The sequence below is a fragment of the Helicobacter marmotae genome, from assembly GCF_003364255.1.
Taxonomy (GTDB): Bacteria; Campylobacterota; Campylobacteria; order Campylobacterales; family Helicobacteraceae; genus Helicobacter_C; species Helicobacter_C marmotae.
In genome coordinates, this window is the sequence record NZ_NXLR01000005.1 from 46,327 (window position 1) to 61,289 (window position 14,963).

Consider the following 14,963-nt stretch of genomic DNA (forward strand, 5'->3'; position numbering starts at 1 on the left):
TATTAGTTAAGGATAATTGGCATCCTGTGTTTATTGCATATGTTTTGGAATGCTTATATGCACTTTTTGGCAAACATCTTTATTATTTGTTTTTACTTAATCTCGCTCCTTTGTATATAGGGCTTATTTTCCTTGTATGTGGGCTTTATATACATTTTAGAAGTTTTTTTGCATTACTTCCTATTGCGGTGCTTTTTGTGGGGAATATTTATTTTCAAAATTTTGTTCAATACCATAGCTTTGCCCTGCCTATGCTGCTGTTTTGCGCTTATAGTATGCTCCTTTTTGCTATCCTTGCTCCGCAAAAGCACAAAAAGGCTAGACAGATTCTCTACTTTTGCATAGGCTTTGTGTTTTTTATCGCTATTTTATGGCGACATAATGCGATTTTTAGTGTTTTCCCCGCTGGTTTTGTGATTATTTATATGTGGCTTTCTCACAGGGAGTTAAGCAGGAAGGTATTTCTTAGGGCGTATGGGGGTGGTATCTTTATGTTTGCCTTGCTTTGTCTTAGTATTGCTCTATGCGTCCCTAAAATACTTACACAAGGCATAGCCTATCCTGCGAATGCGACATTTCTTCATCAAATCGCTGCTGCTTGTGTCCCAGCCGATGATGTGACTTGCTTTAAGGAGGAATGGTATGCTCCAAATAAGACTTGGGAGGATGTGAAAGCTTTGTATGAGAAGTATCCACTGAATGCGGACCCATTTAATGTGCCTTGGGCATATGATAACGAACGTCCATTTGTGCATACTCAGTTAAAAGGGTTAAAATCACAATGGATAAAAGCGATTGTAAAATACCCTCATAATTTTTTGCTTCATGAGCTTAGGTTTTTGAAAGCTATGTGGATTCAAAAACCCGGCTGGATTTTTAATGCTAAAGATATACAAGCCAAAGCGACACATCCATGGCATATAAGTGTAGTAGAGGGCTTTCCTCAAGATGAGAGGGCAATTCGTTTTAGCCCTAAGAGAGAGTATATTTATGATTTTTTATATCAACATCGCTTGCTTTTCAATCACCTTTGGGGTGTGCTTTTGAGCGCTTGCGTGATGATACTCAGTTTTTGTTTGTGCTGCAAAAGGAAATATCGCAATGCCTTGCTTCTTTTTAGCTTTAGTGCGGGGTTTGCGGGATTTTTTAGTGCTATTTTTATTGTGAGTTTTACACCTATGAATGAGACACGTTATATGTCGCCTATTTTGCCTCTAGGGATTATGGCTTTGATTGGGTTTGTAAGCTTTGTATGCGATAGATTGAAGCAAAATTAGTATAAGATTTGCACTTCGCATTCAAGCATAATACCGCTTGCTTCAAATACACGCTTCTTGCCAAGCTCGATTAAAGAGATGGCATCTTCAAAGCTTGCCTTGCCTTTGTTGATAAGAAAATTTGCATGCTTTTGGCTAAAGGCTGCATCACCGATACTATAGCCCTTTAAGCCTACAGATTCTAAAAGTCTGCCTGCAAAATCACCTTGTGGATTCTTAAAGCAACTGCCACAACTTGGCTCTTTGGGGTGGCTTGCACGCATAGCATTGCATTGTGCTAAAAGTTTGTGATTAAAGCCATATGTTTTATGGAATCTTGCAGCAAGGATAATACCCTCTATACCGCTATTGCGGTATGCCATAGGGAATGAGTGAATATTATGCCATATGCCATTTACATTGATTGAATGAAGACTTTGGGCCATTTCATGCTCTTTCATACCTGCATTCATCTTTACAAGCCCGCCTAGAGAGCCCGGCAAGGCTTGGAGGAATTCTACCCCTGCAAGGTTGTGAGTTTTAAAGTAGCGAAAAATACCATTTGCATTTGTCGCCGCTCCAACTTCAATGTATTTTTCTTCCTCTTTGATATAAGAGAAACTTTTATCAAGTAGTGCGAGGTTTTTTGCCTCAGGAGATATGAGCATATTGTTTGCCCTGCCAATAATACGTATATTGCTAGCATGGAGTGAATCTTGTGGTGTTTGTATGAGATACGTGTCGATAGGCGCGCCGATTTTCAGACTAGAGTAGGTTGCAAAATTAATAAGTTTAGTAAGCATAGACTAAAAGTTAATATCAGCAATCATTGTAAAAAGCATACGCGTATAGTCAGTAATCATATTTATCATCCATGGCATAGTGAAAATAATCACAGCAACAACCGCTAGGATTTTAGGCACAAAGGTAAGTGTCATTTCATTAATTTGTGTGGTAGCTTGGAAAATGCTAATAAGGAGCCCCACAATAAGCCCAGCGAGTAGCATAGGAAGCGAGAGAATGAGAGTGAGTTTGTATGTTTGGACTGCAAGTGCCATAAGCTGTGCTTCCATAATAATCCTTAGAGTAAAATCTATCATTGGCAGGAAGGCGAGAGAATCGAACTCCCCAAAGACTAGACACCTAACCTTTCTATGGGTTTGAAGCCCATGATACCCACCAGAGGTACTTGCCTTCCAAGTTTATAGAATCTGTGAGGGGAGATTCTATAAACAGATTTATTAATGGCTACAGCCACAACCTCCGCCATGGGAATGCCCACCACCTCCGCAGCAGCCCCCACCACCATGGGAATCGCCACTTCCGCAGCCACAACCTCCGCCTACGCCACCTTGTAGGATTTCCATTTCTGTAGCATCGCGCACATCAAGTACTTTTACATCAAATTGCAATGTTTTGCCAGCAAGAGGATGGTTATAGTCAATGATGACAATTTTATCATTAAAATCTTTCACGCTTACTTGCACGGTTTGTCCATCTTCACCCTGCCCAAAAAGTGTCATACCTGCTTTGAGATCTATGCCCTCAAATTGCTCTTTTGGCACTTCTTGTACAAAATCACTTTGATATGCTCCATAGGCATTTTCAGGAGTAATCGTTGCCTTAATATTATCGCCTATTTTTGCACCCATAAGCGCAGTCTCAAGACCAGTAATTACTTGCCCTGACCCAACAAGAAATTCAAGAGGAGAGCCACCTCTGTTAGAATCCAGCAAGGCATTATCTGCCTGATTAAAGACTTCATATTCAATACTGACAACTTTATTTTGTGCAATCATTTTTTTTCCTTCTTTTGGTTTTTAAGTTTTTTGGCTTCTTGTGCTTCTTTACTCGTAGGGTAGTTATCTATCACAGAATCCAAAAACTTATTATAGTTTGTTGTATCTTTGATAGCGTTGAAAGATTGGGCAGTATGAAGCAAAATTGTGGGCATATATGAGGTTTTATCATTTGCTAATGCACTTTCTTTGTAATGCTTAATCGCATTATTATATGCCTTGTTGGCAAAAGCAATTTCAGCGAGATAGAAGTGGCTATCAGCTCTTTTGTAATTAAGTTCAAGAAACCACTCAAAACGTGCTTTAGCCGAGGGATATTCTTTATTTTTAAAAAGATCTTGTGCTTGGGCGAAGATTTCTGCTTTTTTGGCTTTATCCTTTTCAAAAGCAGTGGATTTTGCTGGAGGGGTGCTTTGGGCATTTTGAGTTGGGGGAGTGCTATTAAGCGCTTTGAGTTCATTTAATATCGTTTGATTAAGGGTGATAAAACTTGCATTTAGCTCTTGAATTTGTTGTTTGAGGGCTTGAATATCTTGAGTGTTTGTATCAATTTGTTGTTTGAGGCTTTGTAGGGCTTCAACTTGGGTTTTAAGCGCTTCAATATTTTGTGTATTTTGAGTACTTTGGATAATTTGTTGTTGGATTTTTGTGCTATGGGATTGATGAAGGCTAGATATACCCTCCTGGGCTTGTCCAATAGTGTCGATTTTTTGCTGGAGATTTGTAACGAGGCTTTGTAGAGCTTTAATATCATTTTTGGTAACGCCACTCTGCTTTTCAAAAGCAGATGGCTCAGCTGCGATAGAAACTAGAGGGATAAGGGCAAGAAGAAAGCGATACTTCATCAGCCCAAAATCCATATCTTACTTATTTTGAAAGTTTAAATTCAACGCGTCTGTTTTCTTGATTACATTCTGGAGTATCAATTGTACAAGTAGGCTTGCTTTCACCATAGCTTACTGTTTTAATTTGAGAGGCATTTACACCACGTGTAGTAAGAGCATTTTTTACAGCATTTGCTCTTTTTGTACCTAAGGCATAGTTATACGCGTCTGAACCATAAGAGTCAGTATGTCCTTCAAGCACAACTTTAGCACCGGTATTTTTGAGAGCTGAAGCACTATTTTCAATACGTTCTTCCATATCACTGCGAATATTGTATTTGTCAAAGTCAAACAATACTTTAGCATAACCTTCTGCCGCGTCTGTAGCCAAATCTACAAAGTTATCTCCATTATTAGCACTCTCACCAGAGCCATTAGTAGCGGCGGTTCCACTTCCTGTGTCTGCTGCTTCAGGCTCTGAACAACCTACAGAAATAAGAGCAGCTAAAACGCCTATTGCAAGATACTTTTTCATCTCAACTCCTTAAAAATAAGATTAAAATCTATTGTAAAATACAAAAGTAAATACCATAAAACTTTACCAATCAAATGCTTGGATTTTCATTTTATTGAGTGGGAAAAAGTAATTTGTATTGTAATTTACGCGAATAATGCCCAATGCGCTTTGAGATTTATAGTGCTTGAGATACATAATACTCTCGCCATCGTTAGAATATTTAGGCATTTGATTTTTACCACTTGCTGTGAGTCTTCTAATGTAGTTTGAGCCCGGTGAAAGTGAGATAAGATAGAGATTGAACGTATTATCGCCAAATTCATTATCGCTCTCACGGCTTGTATATACAGCATATTTGCCATTTGAAGTAATGGCACTATTGTTACGTCCATGGAGTACAACCTGCTCTGTTCCTCCACCATCAAGACGCATAGCAAAGATGTTAGGATAGCCAAGCCTATCTGAGACAAATATAATTTCTTTTTCATCATTAATAAATTTGCCATCCACATCTATGCCTGAATAATTGGTAAGGCGGCGCAAATTATTACTTTTGACATTATAAAGATAGAGGTCTGAGAGTGCTGTTGGCGAGAGACTAAGGATAAGATTCTCTCCATTTTTGCTTACATCTGATACGATAGCGATACCCTCGCTTCCTATAAGCTGCTCTGTTTGTCCTGTATTGAGGTTATATTTTACGATAGTTGGCACATTGAGATATTTTGTATAATAAATGCTTTCTTGCTTTGAATCTGCCCATTTAGGGAAAATATTTAACCCACCTTTTATGAGCACTTTTTGATAAGTGAGAGTGTAATCACTGATAAGAATCTCGCTATTGCCCGGGGTTGTATAGCGGGAGAGCACGATTAGACGTTGCATCCAGTCAATCTTTGGGGCATTGATATAGCTATTAATATCAATTGCCATGCGGTGTGCGATAAAGGGGAAACGTTTAGCGTCATTTTCTGCATAGTCCTTTGTGTATATATGTTTTGAGGTATTAATATCATAAAGTGAAATATTTCCATTGAGATTGTTTGAGGACTTGCTTACTTTAATTTGCACAAGCAAATCAGTTTTTTTGTCTTTATAATCTGCATAATCGATATTTGTAGATTTTTTAACACCGCCATCATAGACTTGAAAATGCCCACTTACTTTTAAATCCGCCACTAGCATTTTAAGCACTTTGGCACCAAAGTCGGCATTATCACTATCTAGTCTTTCTACCACAATATATGGAATCTTGTTTGTATTTTTAACAATTTCTAATGTCGCATCAATGGCAAAAAGCTTGAAGCTAAGTAGTAAAATCAAGGTAATATATCTCATAAAACTCCTTTGGCTACATAAGTTTAGTTTTTAAAGGTTGTGGCAATTTCCTTTTTGCCCTTTGGGTGTGGAGGAAAATGTATTTGTGTGCATTCCTCAAGCATAGCTTTGAGGGAATCATCGAAAGTCGCATTACCAGAGTATTTTACTATTTTATAGCTAAAATTGCCATTTTCTGCGATACGAATATGCACTAATGCTTGGAGCTTTTCTTGGGCATAGAATGTCTGTTGCCATTGTTGGAGCATCATTTTTTCAATTTGGGCATACCATTGGTCATATTCCCCATCATTTTGATTTGCATTTGTGCTAATGGTGAGATTGCTTAGGGCATTGAGTTTATTTTGGAGTAATTGTGCGCTTGATTGCAATGCCTTTAGTTTTTGCTCTTTGCTATTTTGTTCTACCTTATCGCGATTATCTCCTATAGGCGTATTTTGTGGCGTTACATTGCTATCGACTTTGCTAAAAATATCTTTGATACCAGAGCCAGCCTTAGGATTATTGATGGCGGGTTGTTTATTTTGGGGTGGGGCTGGTGTAGGCTTTTCATCAATAATGGCTTCAATGCTAATGGCTTGGGTTGAAATGCTTGATTGCTTAAAAGCCGAGTAATGGGTAGGTAAAGCCTGAAAAAATGTGAAAACAAGAGTGATGATAATAAGGGCGTATATGCAAAAAGAGATAACCCCGCTAGTGATGAATAAAAGCATATTATTATTCATTGCTAACCACTAGTAATGAGAGATACTTTGAGAAACCCAGCTTCTTTGGCAGTTTTGAGAATATACATTACATCTTCATATTTGAGGTTTTTGTCGGCACGAATAAAGACATTGATATTTTTATCAAAATTTTTGCTAAAAAGTACAAAGCTATCTGCAAAATTTTTAAGCTCATAAGTTTTCTCTCGCATATGTACTTTTCTATCTGCACTTATTCGGATTTCAAGCATAGAATCTTTAGTGATTTTTTTTGACTTTGAGCCTTTGGGTAGGGTAATGTCTTCTTGGTAGGTAATCGTAGGTGTGCTTACCATAAGGATTGCCAAAAGGACAAGCATAATATCTACAAGCGGCGTGATATTAAGCTCTGGTTTTTCGTCCCAATCAAAATGGTCATTCCACATATATGAGCCTTATTTATTTGAAAGCATAAGGTCAATTTGCATTTGAATGCAGTTAATGATATGGTAGGCTTTGCGTTTAAGGAGGAGGGCAAAGGAATAAGCAGGTATTGCTACAAGAATTCCCGCTGCAGTCGCCACAAGTGCTTTTGAAATAACAGGCGCTATAATATCAAAAGAAACATTCCCACCACCTAGCACTCTAAAGGTTTCAAGAATCTCCACTACCGTTCCAAATAAGCCTATAAATGGTGCAGTAGAGGCAATGACATTTAAAACTACAAGAAAAGAAGTGGCTTTTTGGGTGGCTTTAAATTTCCATACTTGGAGGATTTCCTTAGAGATTTCTCCATTGCGCTTTTCAAGAAGTGTGTTGATAAAGGCATTTTTAGATACAGAAATACTTTGAGTAAGGAGCATATCAAGCTGATATTTTTCTGATGTAAGCCACTCGCTGAGCACAAAGCTTTTATAAATATAAATCCAAAGTGTAATAAGAAAATATGCTGATAACCATAAAAGCACGATAATGGTTACCATCGTGCTTTCTTCAAAGAAATTTTTTAAAATATCCATGTTTTATGTCTATATTCTATTTTTTGCAGCATACTCGGCATGGGCAATAACCATAGCAGCATGAGCTGTGTCTTCTGAAGCCTCTGCAATGAGTGTTTTAGCGTTATTGAGAGCTTGGGCAATTTCAGTTTCTGTATTGCCTTTAATGGCAACGGCACCATCAGCAATAATTTTTACATCTGTCTCGTTAGGAGAAGTTGAAACTTGTGCATGTCCCCAATTGATTGCGATAATTCCCTTGCCACCTTGCATATCTTCAAATTCAATAACTCCTGTTTTAAGCAATGAAAGAAGAGAGAAATGACCCGGAAAAACATCAAACTCTCCTTCTTTACCGGGCATAATCACATGCTTGACTTCTCCCTCATAGATACTACCATATGGAGTTACAATACTTAAAATGAGTTTTTCCATACTATCCCCTATGCAGTTTTAAGTTTTTGAGCTTTTTCTAGCACTTCTTGGATATTACCTACCATATAGAAAGCATTTTCTGGAATATCATCATATTTGCCCTCTAAAATACCTTTGAATCCCTCAAGTGTTTCTTCAAGGGTTACATATTTGCCCGGGCTTCCTGTAAAGATTTCTGCCACGAAAAATGGTTGTGAGAGGAATTTTTCAATTTTTCTTGCTCTATCTACAACTTGCTTATCTTCTTCGGAGAGCTCATCCATACCCAAAATAGCGATAATATCTTGCAAGTCTTTGTATTTTTGTAGTACTTGTTGAATGCCTGTAGCTATTCTGTAGTGTTCTTCTCCCACAACTTGAGGGTCAAGAATTCTTGATGTGGAATCAAGTGGATCAACCGCAGGGTAAATACCTTTTTCAGAGATTTTTCTATTTAAAACGGTTGTTGCATCAAGATGTGAAAACACAGATGCAGGGGCAGGGTCTGTCAAGTCATCAGCTGGTACATAAACTGCTTGAACAGATGTGATTGAACCCTTTTTGGTTGATGTAATACGTTCTTGAAGTTTGCCCATTTCTCCCGCAAGAGTAGGCTGATACCCCACTGCTGAAGGAATACGACCAAGAAGGGCAGACATTTCAGAACCAGATTGTGCATAGCGGAAAATATTATCAATAAACATAAGCACATCAAGTCCCTTTTCATCGCGGAAATACTCCGCCATTGTTAGTCCCGTAAAGGCAATGCGGTTTCTTGCACCCGGTGGTTCATTCATTTGCCCATAGCAGAGAGCAACTTTATCTAAAACGCCGCCTTCTTTCATTTCGTTATAAAGGTCGTTCCCCTCTCTTGTTCTTTCTCCCACACCAGCAAATACTGAATAACCGCTATGTTTATAAGCAACATTATGAATAAGCTCCATGATTACAACCGTTTTACCCACGCCTGCACCACCAAAGAGACCGACCTTACCTCCTTTTGAATAAGGTGCAAGTAAATCAACCACTTTAATGCCTGTTTCAAACATTTCTGTTCGTGTGCTTTGTTGGTCAAAACTAGGGGCTTCCCTATGAATACCCCATTTTAAGTCACTCTTAATGGGTTCGCCACCATCGATGACATCACCTATGACATTAAAGATTCTGCCCAAAACCGCTTCACCTACTGGAACTTCAATCATTTTACCTCGAGCCTTTACTTCCTGCCCACGTGTAAGACCTTCGGTCATATCCATAGCAATTGTGCGCACGCGATTATCTCCAAGATGTGCAGCAACTTCTAATACAAGTTTGTGTTCTTGCCCTTCGATATTGAACACAACATCGATTGCTTCATTAATTAATGGTAGATATGAGCTAAACTCGACATCTACTACCGGACCCATTACTTGTGTAATTTTACCTTGCATTTATTCTCCTTTAAAAATTTATTTAATCGCTTCAACACCAGCATTAATCTCAACAAGTTCTGTTGTGATTGCTTCTTGTCGTGCTTTATTGAGCGAGATAGTAAGACTTTTGACCAAATCTCCAGCATTATTTGTAGCCGCATCCATAGCTTGAATTCTAGCACTATGCTCAGCTGCGAGTGAATCTACAAGAGCATAATACATATTATATTGAACATATTTTCTTGCGAGTTCATCTAAGATTACATCTTCTTCATCATCTGGTTCAATATTAAGGATAGAAGTTTGCTTGTCTTCTTTAATATTTACGGTGAGAGGGAGAAGAACATGCGATTCAAGCTCTTGTGAAATCATATTTTTAAATCCATTATGCACAATCATAATTTCATCGGTTGCACCATTTAAGAAATCTTCCACAGCATTATTAATAAAGCTTGCAGCCTTTTCAAAAGTGGGCGCACTACTTAAGCCTGTGGCTTTGTCAAGCACTTCAATGTCATTAAATGCAAAAAATGAAATGCCTTTTTTGCCAATACCTCTAAGGCGCACTTTAATGCCTTGCTGTTTATAAAGCTCCATAAGGCGCATAACTTCTTTGATTGTAGCTGCATTAAAGCCACCACATAAGCCCTTATCTGCTGTGATAAAAATAATATCAAGCTTTTTGATTTCACGATTTTTAGATTTAGCAAAATAGTGGCTATTAATGCTATCTAGCCCTCGCAAATGGATTCTGGCTATCACATCGTGAAAAATCGCATTAAGCTGTTTGGCATAAGCCTTTGAACGTCTCGCTAATTCTTCGGCTTTTTTAAGCTTAGAGCTTGATACAAGCTTCATTGCTTTTGTCGTTTTCTGAGTGTTTTTAACACTTGTTATTTGTTTCCTTATATCTTTAAGGTTGCCTCCCATAATCTAGCTCCTTTGCTATGCTCCAAAATTTGTTTTGAACTCTTCAAGAGCTTTGCTCAATTGTGATTCTATATCTTTGTCAAGCGCCTTTTTGGAGCTAATGTCTTCAAGGACTTTAGGATATTTCGCTTCAAGGAATGGATAAAGCTCTGCTTCAAATGCAACCACTCTACTTGCTGGAATGCCATCAAGGAAGCCATTTGCACCTGCATAGATAATAATCACTTGCTTCTCAATAGGCAAGGGTGAATATGGGGGTTGCTTGAGAATCTCCACCATTCTTTGACCTCTTTCAAGTTGTTTGCGGCTTGTTTCATCTAGGTCAGAGGCGAATTGTGAAAATGCTTGAAGTTCTCTATATTGAGCCAAGTCAAGTCGTAATGTCCCTGCTACTTGTTTGGTAGCTTTAATTTGAGCAGCACCACCCACGCGTGAAACAGATAGCCCCACATTGATAGCTGGACGGATACCAGAATTAAACAAGTCAGTTTCAAGGAAGATTTGCCCATCAGTAATGGAAATGACATTTGTTGGAATATAAGCAGCGACGTCTCCTGCCTGTGTTTCAATAATAGGCAATGCAGTAAGAGAGCCTGCACCTAGCTCATCATTAAGCTTCGCTGCTCTTTCAAGAAGTCTAGAGTGGAGATAAAACACATCACCCGGGAAGGCTTCACGACCGGGAGGGCGTCTTAAGATAAGCGACATTTCACGATAAGCTACAGCATGTTTGCTCAAGTCATCATAGATAATAAGCGCATGACGTGCATTGTCTCTAAAGTATTCACCAATAGTAACGCCAGTATAAGGCGCAAGAAATTGCATTGCAGCAGAAAAAGACGCAGGGGCATTAATAACAACGGTATATTCCATTGCACCATGCTCTTCAAGTTTGCGTACAACTTGAGCTACCGTGGATTCTTTTTGTCCTATTGCGACATAAATACAGATAACATCTTGCCCTTTTTGATTGATGATTGTATCGATAGCAACGGTTGTTTTTCCGGTTTGTCTATCGCCAATGATAAGTTCTCTTTGACCTCGTCCAATTGGCACAAGCGCGTCAATTGCTTTAAGACCAGTTTGAAGTGGCTGATGTACGGATTTACGTGCCATAATGCCCGGAGCCTTTTCCTCGACAAAACGGAATTCGGTTGATTCTATAGCACCTTTGCCATCAAGGGCTTCTCCTAGTGTGTTAATCACTCGTCCTACAACCGCATCGCCAACAGGTACTTTCATCAATTTTTTAAGTCGTTTGACAGAAGTTCCCTCTTTAATGGTGCGTCCAGCTCCAAGCACCACGACACCCACGCTACTTTCTTCGAGGTTAAAGGCAATACCTGTATCACCTGTATCAAACTCTACCATTTCATAATACATGACATTATTAAGACCATATACTTTTGCCACGCCATCGGCATAAGAAATGACTTTACCTGTTTCGCTAATATCAATATTAATATCAAAGCTTTCAATTCGTTCTTTGATGATTGCGCTAATCTCTTCTGACTTGATTTTTGTTGTCACTTTTTCTCTCCTTGTATTAAAATTAAAGTGCTTTAAGAATGTGATGTTTTAAATCACTGCTAAAACGTTCTTTGGAAAAAGATATTTCAATACCCAAATCCTCAACGCTTAGCTTGATACCCTCTATTCCGCTTAGATTTTGTTTGATACTGAGATTTACACCAAGCTTTTTGGCGAGAGCAGATTGAATCTTCTCTAATGTTTTGCTATCAAGCTCTTCTTTTGTAACAAGTGTAGCGGCATATTCCCTTTTTTGTGCGAGTAAGCGTTTTTCAAGTTCGTTACTGATGTATGGTATTAGCAAGATTCTATCAGCCTCTGCTAAAAGGCGGAAGAAATTTTCAAGCTTTGTATCAACTTTTCCTATGCTAGTTAGGAGGAGTTGCTCTTTTTGGGCTTTAGTGATAAAGGGTGAAGCAAGAATATCAGCATTTTTCTTTTCCTTTAACGTAATGGAAAAGCCTTTGAGAATTTCAAGTGCTTTGTGCAAATCACTTCCAGAATCTATAAGGGCTTGTGTATATTTTTTCGCAATGATAGAGAGCATTAGGAAATCCTTTTTGTGATAATATTGACATATTCTTCTTTGTTGAGACGAATATCATCAGCCTTGATGAGTTCATTAAGAAATTTATCTACACTTTCTTGTATAGCTTTTCTCCGCTCAAATTCAATATTTGTCTCCAAAGCGTATTTTAAAACTTCTATATCCTTTTTAATCTGCTCACTATATCTTTGCTCGACTAAATACGCCTCTTGTTTAGCGGCATTAATAATTTCTTTGGCTCGCTCTTTGCTTTCTTCTAAACGTTTTTGGGCATTTTCTTTCTCTTGCTTGGCTTTATGGAGATTGTCTTGGGCTTCCTTAAGTCGGGCAGCAATTGCATTTTTTCTATTGGTGAAAATACCTTTAATGGCATCAAAAGCGAAATACCATAAAATTGCCACAAAAATCACAAAGTTAATTGCACGTTGTATGAAATCACTTTCTTCAATGCTTGCAGAGGCAAGAAGAAGTGAGGGAAGTGCTGTTAAAAGTGCTAGAGATAGAATCTTTTTCATCAAATACCCCTTAGATTTGCTTAAGTTTAGTATTTAAGGCTGTTTTAAATACCGGGAGTTGCCCAACTAGCTCTGTGTAAAGCTGTGATTTTTGTTCTTCAAGCTCATTTTTACATTGGGCAAGTTTATTTTCATTTTCAGCTTTTTTTGCATTAATTTTATCTTCATACATTGTTTTTGCTTCTTTTGTAGCTTGCTCTAAGATTTGAGCACCTTCCTTGCGTGCTAAAGAGAGGGTTTGCTCGATTTCTTGTTCGATTTTTTCAATTTCACCTTTGTAGTTTTGCGTATTTGTCATCTCGCGTTCAATGAAGCTTTCTCTATTGCTCATAAAGGCAAGTACAGGCTTAAAAAGCCATTGATTAAGCAAATAGATTAGAACCATAAAGGTGATAAAAACAAGTAGCATAAGATAGGGATTGAGGGTAATGCTCATCTATTCTCCTTTGTGAAAAATACAAAATTAGCCGAAAAACCTTAAAAGATTGTAACAAGTTAAAATATATTAAACCTTAAAATGACATATTATTTGGACACTTTTTTTATCAAGGTGGTAATTTCCGCATCATTTTGAAAGGTAAGAGTGATTTTTGTAGCATTAATATAAGCTTGTATCCCCATAGCTCGGAGTTCTTTTTGAAGCGCATAGAGGAGCTCATTATCAATCTTTTCTGCATTATTTTTGAGGGATTTTTTACTTTTATGCTCATCATTTTCGGTTCTATTTTTCATTTGCTTGATGAGCGATTCAGTATCGCGCACATTGAGCTTTTGCCCGATGATAGAATCTGCTACTAATTTTTGCTCTCTCTCTTGGAGTGTAACGAGCATTTTGGCGTGCCCTTGGGAGATTTTATCATCGATTAACATTTGTTTTATTTCATCGCTGAGTTGTAAAAGGCGCAGGGTGTTGGTGATTTGTGTGCGTGATTTGCTAATACGTTTAGAGAGCTCCTCATGGGTGATATTATGTTCTTGGAGCAACTCTTGATATGATAGAGCCAATTCTATGGCATTAAGTTCTTCACGTTGGATATTTTCAATAAGGGCAAGCTCTCGCATATGCTTAAAGTCAATTTCAGCCACAATGGCTTTAATATTGCTTAAGCCCGCAAGTTTTGAAGCCCGCAATCTCCGTTCTCCAGCGATCAAAATATAATCCCCATCGCCATTGTCATAAACTACAATAGGTTGCAATAAACCATGCTCTAGGATAGATTCAGAGAGTTCTTCTAATTTTTGAGAATCAAAGGTCTTTCTTGGTTGGTAAGGGTTTGGTTTGATAACATCAACATCAAGCTCCAAAACGAGCGATGAGTTATCGCTCATACTTTGCTCATAAGCTTCTGCTGTTTCCGCAAGTATTGCTCCTAGTCCCCTACCCATTGCCAACTTTTTTTTACCCATTTATGCTCCTTGCAAAATCGCTTGCGCAAGATTCCTGTATGCGATACTTCCATTTGAGCGGCTATCATAGAGCATTATAGGCTTCCCAAAGCTTGGAGATTCTGCGAGTTTGACACTGCGCGGGACTATGATAAATTCATCTTCGTATTTGAAAAGCTCCCCGCTAAAATGCTCTTTAAGCTCATCAAATACTTGTCTTGAGAGGTTATGCTGCCCAGAATACATAGTGGGCAAAAATCCTTTGATATTCAATCGCGGGTTAATAGTATCCTTAAGAAGTCTAATCGTATTAAGGAGTTGGGCTAGCCCCTCAAGCGCAAAGAATTCACATTGTATAGGCACGATTACAAAGTCCGCTGCTGCGAGTGCATTGACCGTGAGCGCGCCAAGGGCAGGGGGAGAATCAATAACGATAAAATCATATTGCTGCTTTACTTCCTCAATTTTCTTGCTTAAAAGCAATTCCCGCCCTCTAATGTTGTTTTTGGCATAAAATTCTTTTTCAATACCAGCTAAGCCAATGTTTGATGGCGCAATATCAAGGTTGGGAATATCGGTTTTAAGGATAATTTGAGAAAGCTTTTTTGAGCCTGTGAGAACATGATAAATATCAGATTCTATAGTATTGCGGCGGATACCAAAATTTGTAGTGGCATTTGCCTGTGGGTCATAGTCAATCACAAGCACTTGCTTATTGGCAGACGCTAATGAGGCTGCAAGATTCACAGCAGTTGTTGTCTTCCCCACTCCTCCTTTTTGATTTGCTATAGTTATGACTTCACACATAATATCT

The 14,963-nt window shown here is 38.3% G+C and carries 19 protein-coding genes and 1 tRNA gene; 1 reads left to right on the forward strand and 19 read right to left on the reverse strand.

The genetic code is table 11. From position 1 onward, the window contains the following. The first annotated feature begins 26 nt into the window (after nucleotides 1-26). A complete protein-coding gene (locus CQA63_RS10195; protein ID WP_104699882.1) occupies nucleotides 27-1,277 on the forward strand; it encodes a hypothetical protein in 1,251 nt (416 codons plus the stop codon). On the opposite strand, the gene CQA63_RS04070 is transcribed toward CQA63_RS10195, so the two are convergent. From CQA63_RS04070 to CQA63_RS04155, 19 genes are all read right to left on the reverse strand, one after another. Continuing rightward, nucleotides 1,274-2,059, reverse strand: a complete 786-nt coding sequence (locus CQA63_RS04070; protein ID WP_104699881.1) for a UDP-N-acetylmuramate dehydrogenase — start codon at nucleotides 2,057-2,059, stop codon at nucleotides 1,274-1,276. The genes CQA63_RS10195 and CQA63_RS04070 overlap by 4 nt on opposite strands. 3 nt (nucleotides 2,060-2,062) lie before the next feature. Continuing rightward, the gene (gene fliQ / locus CQA63_RS04075; protein WP_104699880.1) at nucleotides 2,063-2,329 is read right to left on the reverse strand and encodes a flagellar biosynthesis protein FliQ; all 267 of its coding nucleotides are present in this window, start codon (nucleotides 2,327-2,329) and stop codon (nucleotides 2,063-2,065) included. Nucleotides 2,330-2,356: 27 nt separating this feature from the next. Further along, nucleotides 2,357-2,455 (reverse strand) — tRNA-Sec (locus CQA63_RS09730). Between the two features lie 42 nt (nucleotides 2,456-2,497). Then, nucleotides 2,498-3,055, reverse strand: a complete 558-nt coding sequence (locus tag CQA63_RS04080) for an FKBP-type peptidyl-prolyl cis-trans isomerase (RefSeq protein WP_104699879.1) — start codon at nucleotides 3,053-3,055, stop codon at nucleotides 2,498-2,500. Beyond that, entirely contained in the window at nucleotides 3,052-3,915 is an 864-nt protein-coding gene (locus tag CQA63_RS04085) for a tetratricopeptide repeat protein (RefSeq protein WP_244916271.1), read from the reverse strand. Before CQA63_RS04085 ends, CQA63_RS04080 begins: the two co-directional genes overlap by 4 nt. Before the next feature lie 7 nt (nucleotides 3,916-3,922). Further along, nucleotides 3,923-4,414: an OmpA family protein gene (locus CQA63_RS04090; protein WP_104699877.1), complete on the reverse strand. Its 492-nt coding sequence runs from the start codon at nucleotides 4,412-4,414 to the stop codon at nucleotides 3,923-3,925. Nucleotides 4,415-4,477: 63 nt separating this feature from the next. Next, the gene (gene tolB / locus CQA63_RS04095) at nucleotides 4,478-5,734 is read right to left on the reverse strand and encodes a Tol-Pal system protein TolB (protein ID WP_104699876.1); all 1,257 of its coding nucleotides are present in this window, start codon (nucleotides 5,732-5,734) and stop codon (nucleotides 4,478-4,480) included. 23 nt (nucleotides 5,735-5,757) lie between these two features. After that, on the reverse strand, nucleotides 5,758-6,459 hold the full coding sequence (locus tag CQA63_RS04100; protein ID WP_104699875.1) for an energy transducer TonB: 702 nt from the start codon (nucleotides 6,457-6,459) through the stop codon (nucleotides 5,758-5,760). Between the two features lie 2 nt (nucleotides 6,460-6,461). Further along, nucleotides 6,462-6,863, reverse strand: a complete 402-nt coding sequence (locus tag CQA63_RS04105; RefSeq protein ID WP_104699874.1) for an ExbD/TolR family protein — start codon at nucleotides 6,861-6,863, stop codon at nucleotides 6,462-6,464. A 9-nt stretch (nucleotides 6,864-6,872) separates the two neighbouring features. Further along, complete coding sequence (locus tag CQA63_RS04110; RefSeq protein WP_104699873.1) at nucleotides 6,873-7,436, reverse strand: MotA/TolQ/ExbB proton channel family protein; 564 nt, start codon at nucleotides 7,434-7,436, stop codon at nucleotides 6,873-6,875. Between the two features lie 9 nt (nucleotides 7,437-7,445). After that, on the reverse strand, nucleotides 7,446-7,850 hold the full coding sequence (gene atpC / locus CQA63_RS04115; protein WP_104699872.1) for an ATP synthase F1 subunit epsilon: 405 nt from the start codon (nucleotides 7,848-7,850) through the stop codon (nucleotides 7,446-7,448). Nucleotides 7,851-7,858: 8 nt separating this feature from the next. Beyond that, nucleotides 7,859-9,259 (reverse strand): F0F1 ATP synthase subunit beta, encoded by a 1,401-nt coding sequence (gene atpD, locus CQA63_RS04120; protein WP_104699871.1) that lies wholly within the window; start codon nucleotides 9,257-9,259, stop codon nucleotides 7,859-7,861. Nucleotides 9,260-9,277: 18 nt separating this feature from the next. After that, nucleotides 9,278-10,171: an ATP synthase F1 subunit gamma gene (gene atpG / locus CQA63_RS04125; RefSeq protein ID WP_104699870.1), complete on the reverse strand. Its 894-nt coding sequence runs from the start codon at nucleotides 10,169-10,171 to the stop codon at nucleotides 9,278-9,280. 15 nt (nucleotides 10,172-10,186) lie between these two features. Beyond that, the gene (atpA, locus tag CQA63_RS04130) at nucleotides 10,187-11,701 is read right to left on the reverse strand and encodes a F0F1 ATP synthase subunit alpha (RefSeq protein ID WP_104699869.1); all 1,515 of its coding nucleotides are present in this window, start codon (nucleotides 11,699-11,701) and stop codon (nucleotides 10,187-10,189) included. Nucleotides 11,702-11,723: 22 nt separating this feature from the next. Continuing rightward, the gene (locus tag CQA63_RS04135) at nucleotides 11,724-12,248 is read right to left on the reverse strand and encodes a F0F1 ATP synthase subunit delta (protein ID WP_104699868.1); all 525 of its coding nucleotides are present in this window, start codon (nucleotides 12,246-12,248) and stop codon (nucleotides 11,724-11,726) included. Then, nucleotides 12,248-12,763, reverse strand: a complete 516-nt coding sequence (locus tag CQA63_RS04140) for a F0F1 ATP synthase subunit B (RefSeq protein WP_104699867.1) — start codon at nucleotides 12,761-12,763, stop codon at nucleotides 12,248-12,250. The genes CQA63_RS04135 and CQA63_RS04140 overlap by 1 nt, the downstream gene beginning before the upstream one ends. 10 nt (nucleotides 12,764-12,773) lie before the next feature. Next, a complete protein-coding gene (locus CQA63_RS04145) occupies nucleotides 12,774-13,199 on the reverse strand; it encodes a F0F1 ATP synthase subunit B family protein (protein WP_104699866.1) in 426 nt (141 codons plus the stop codon). 89 nt (nucleotides 13,200-13,288) lie between these two features. Beyond that, nucleotides 13,289-14,170: a ParB/RepB/Spo0J family partition protein gene (locus CQA63_RS04150; protein WP_104699865.1), complete on the reverse strand. Its 882-nt coding sequence runs from the start codon at nucleotides 14,168-14,170 to the stop codon at nucleotides 13,289-13,291. Continuing rightward, entirely contained in the window at nucleotides 14,171-14,956 is a 786-nt protein-coding gene (locus tag CQA63_RS04155) for a ParA family protein (protein WP_104699864.1), read from the reverse strand. Nucleotides 14,957-14,963 lie beyond the last annotated feature (7 nt).

Coding starts and splice junctions, on each gene's coding strand:
- CQA63_RS04070 (WP_104699881.1), bottom strand. CDS start 2,059: ATGCTTACTAAACTTATTAATTTTGCAACCTACTCTAGTCTGAAAATC.
- CQA63_RS04080 (WP_104699879.1), bottom strand. CDS start 3,055: ATGATTGCACAAAATAAAGTTGTCAGTATTGAATATGAAGTCTTTAAT.
- CQA63_RS04145 (WP_104699866.1), bottom strand. CDS start 13,199: ATGAGCATTACCCTCAATCCCTATCTTATGCTACTTGTTTTTATCACC.
- CQA63_RS04140 (WP_104699867.1), bottom strand. CDS start 12,763: ATGAAAAAGATTCTATCTCTAGCACTTTTAACAGCACTTCCCTCACTT.
- CQA63_RS04135 (WP_104699868.1), bottom strand. CDS start 12,248: ATGCTCTCTATCATTGCGAAAAAATATACACAAGCCCTTATAGATTCT.
- atpG (WP_104699870.1), bottom strand. CDS start 10,171: ATGGGAGGCAACCTTAAAGATATAAGGAAACAAATAACAAGTGTTAAA.
- fliQ (WP_104699880.1), bottom strand. CDS start 2,329: ATGGAAGCACAGCTTATGGCACTTGCAGTCCAAACATACAAACTCACT.
- atpC (WP_104699872.1), bottom strand. CDS start 7,850: ATGGAAAAACTCATTTTAAGTATTGTAACTCCATATGGTAGTATCTAT.
- CQA63_RS04110 (WP_104699873.1), bottom strand. CDS start 7,436: ATGGATATTTTAAAAAATTTCTTTGAAGAAAGCACGATGGTAACCATT.
- CQA63_RS04085 (WP_244916271.1), bottom strand. CDS start 3,915: ATGGATTTTGGGCTGATGAAGTATCGCTTTCTTCTTGCCCTTATCCCT.
- tolB (WP_104699876.1), bottom strand. CDS start 5,734: ATGAGATATATTACCTTGATTTTACTACTTAGCTTCAAGCTTTTTGCC.
- CQA63_RS04100 (WP_104699875.1), bottom strand. CDS start 6,459: ATGAATAATAATATGCTTTTATTCATCACTAGCGGGGTTATCTCTTTT.
- CQA63_RS04150 (WP_104699865.1), bottom strand. CDS start 14,170: ATGGGTAAAAAAAAGTTGGCAATGGGTAGGGGACTAGGAGCAATACTT.
- CQA63_RS04155 (WP_104699864.1), bottom strand. CDS start 14,956: ATGTGTGAAGTCATAACTATAGCAAATCAAAAAGGAGGAGTGGGGAAG.
- CQA63_RS04105 (WP_104699874.1), bottom strand. CDS start 6,863: ATGTGGAATGACCATTTTGATTGGGACGAAAAACCAGAGCTTAATATC.
- CQA63_RS04090 (WP_104699877.1), bottom strand. CDS start 4,414: ATGAAAAAGTATCTTGCAATAGGCGTTTTAGCTGCTCTTATTTCTGTA.
- atpD (WP_104699871.1), bottom strand. CDS start 9,259: ATGCAAGGTAAAATTACACAAGTAATGGGTCCGGTAGTAGATGTCGAG.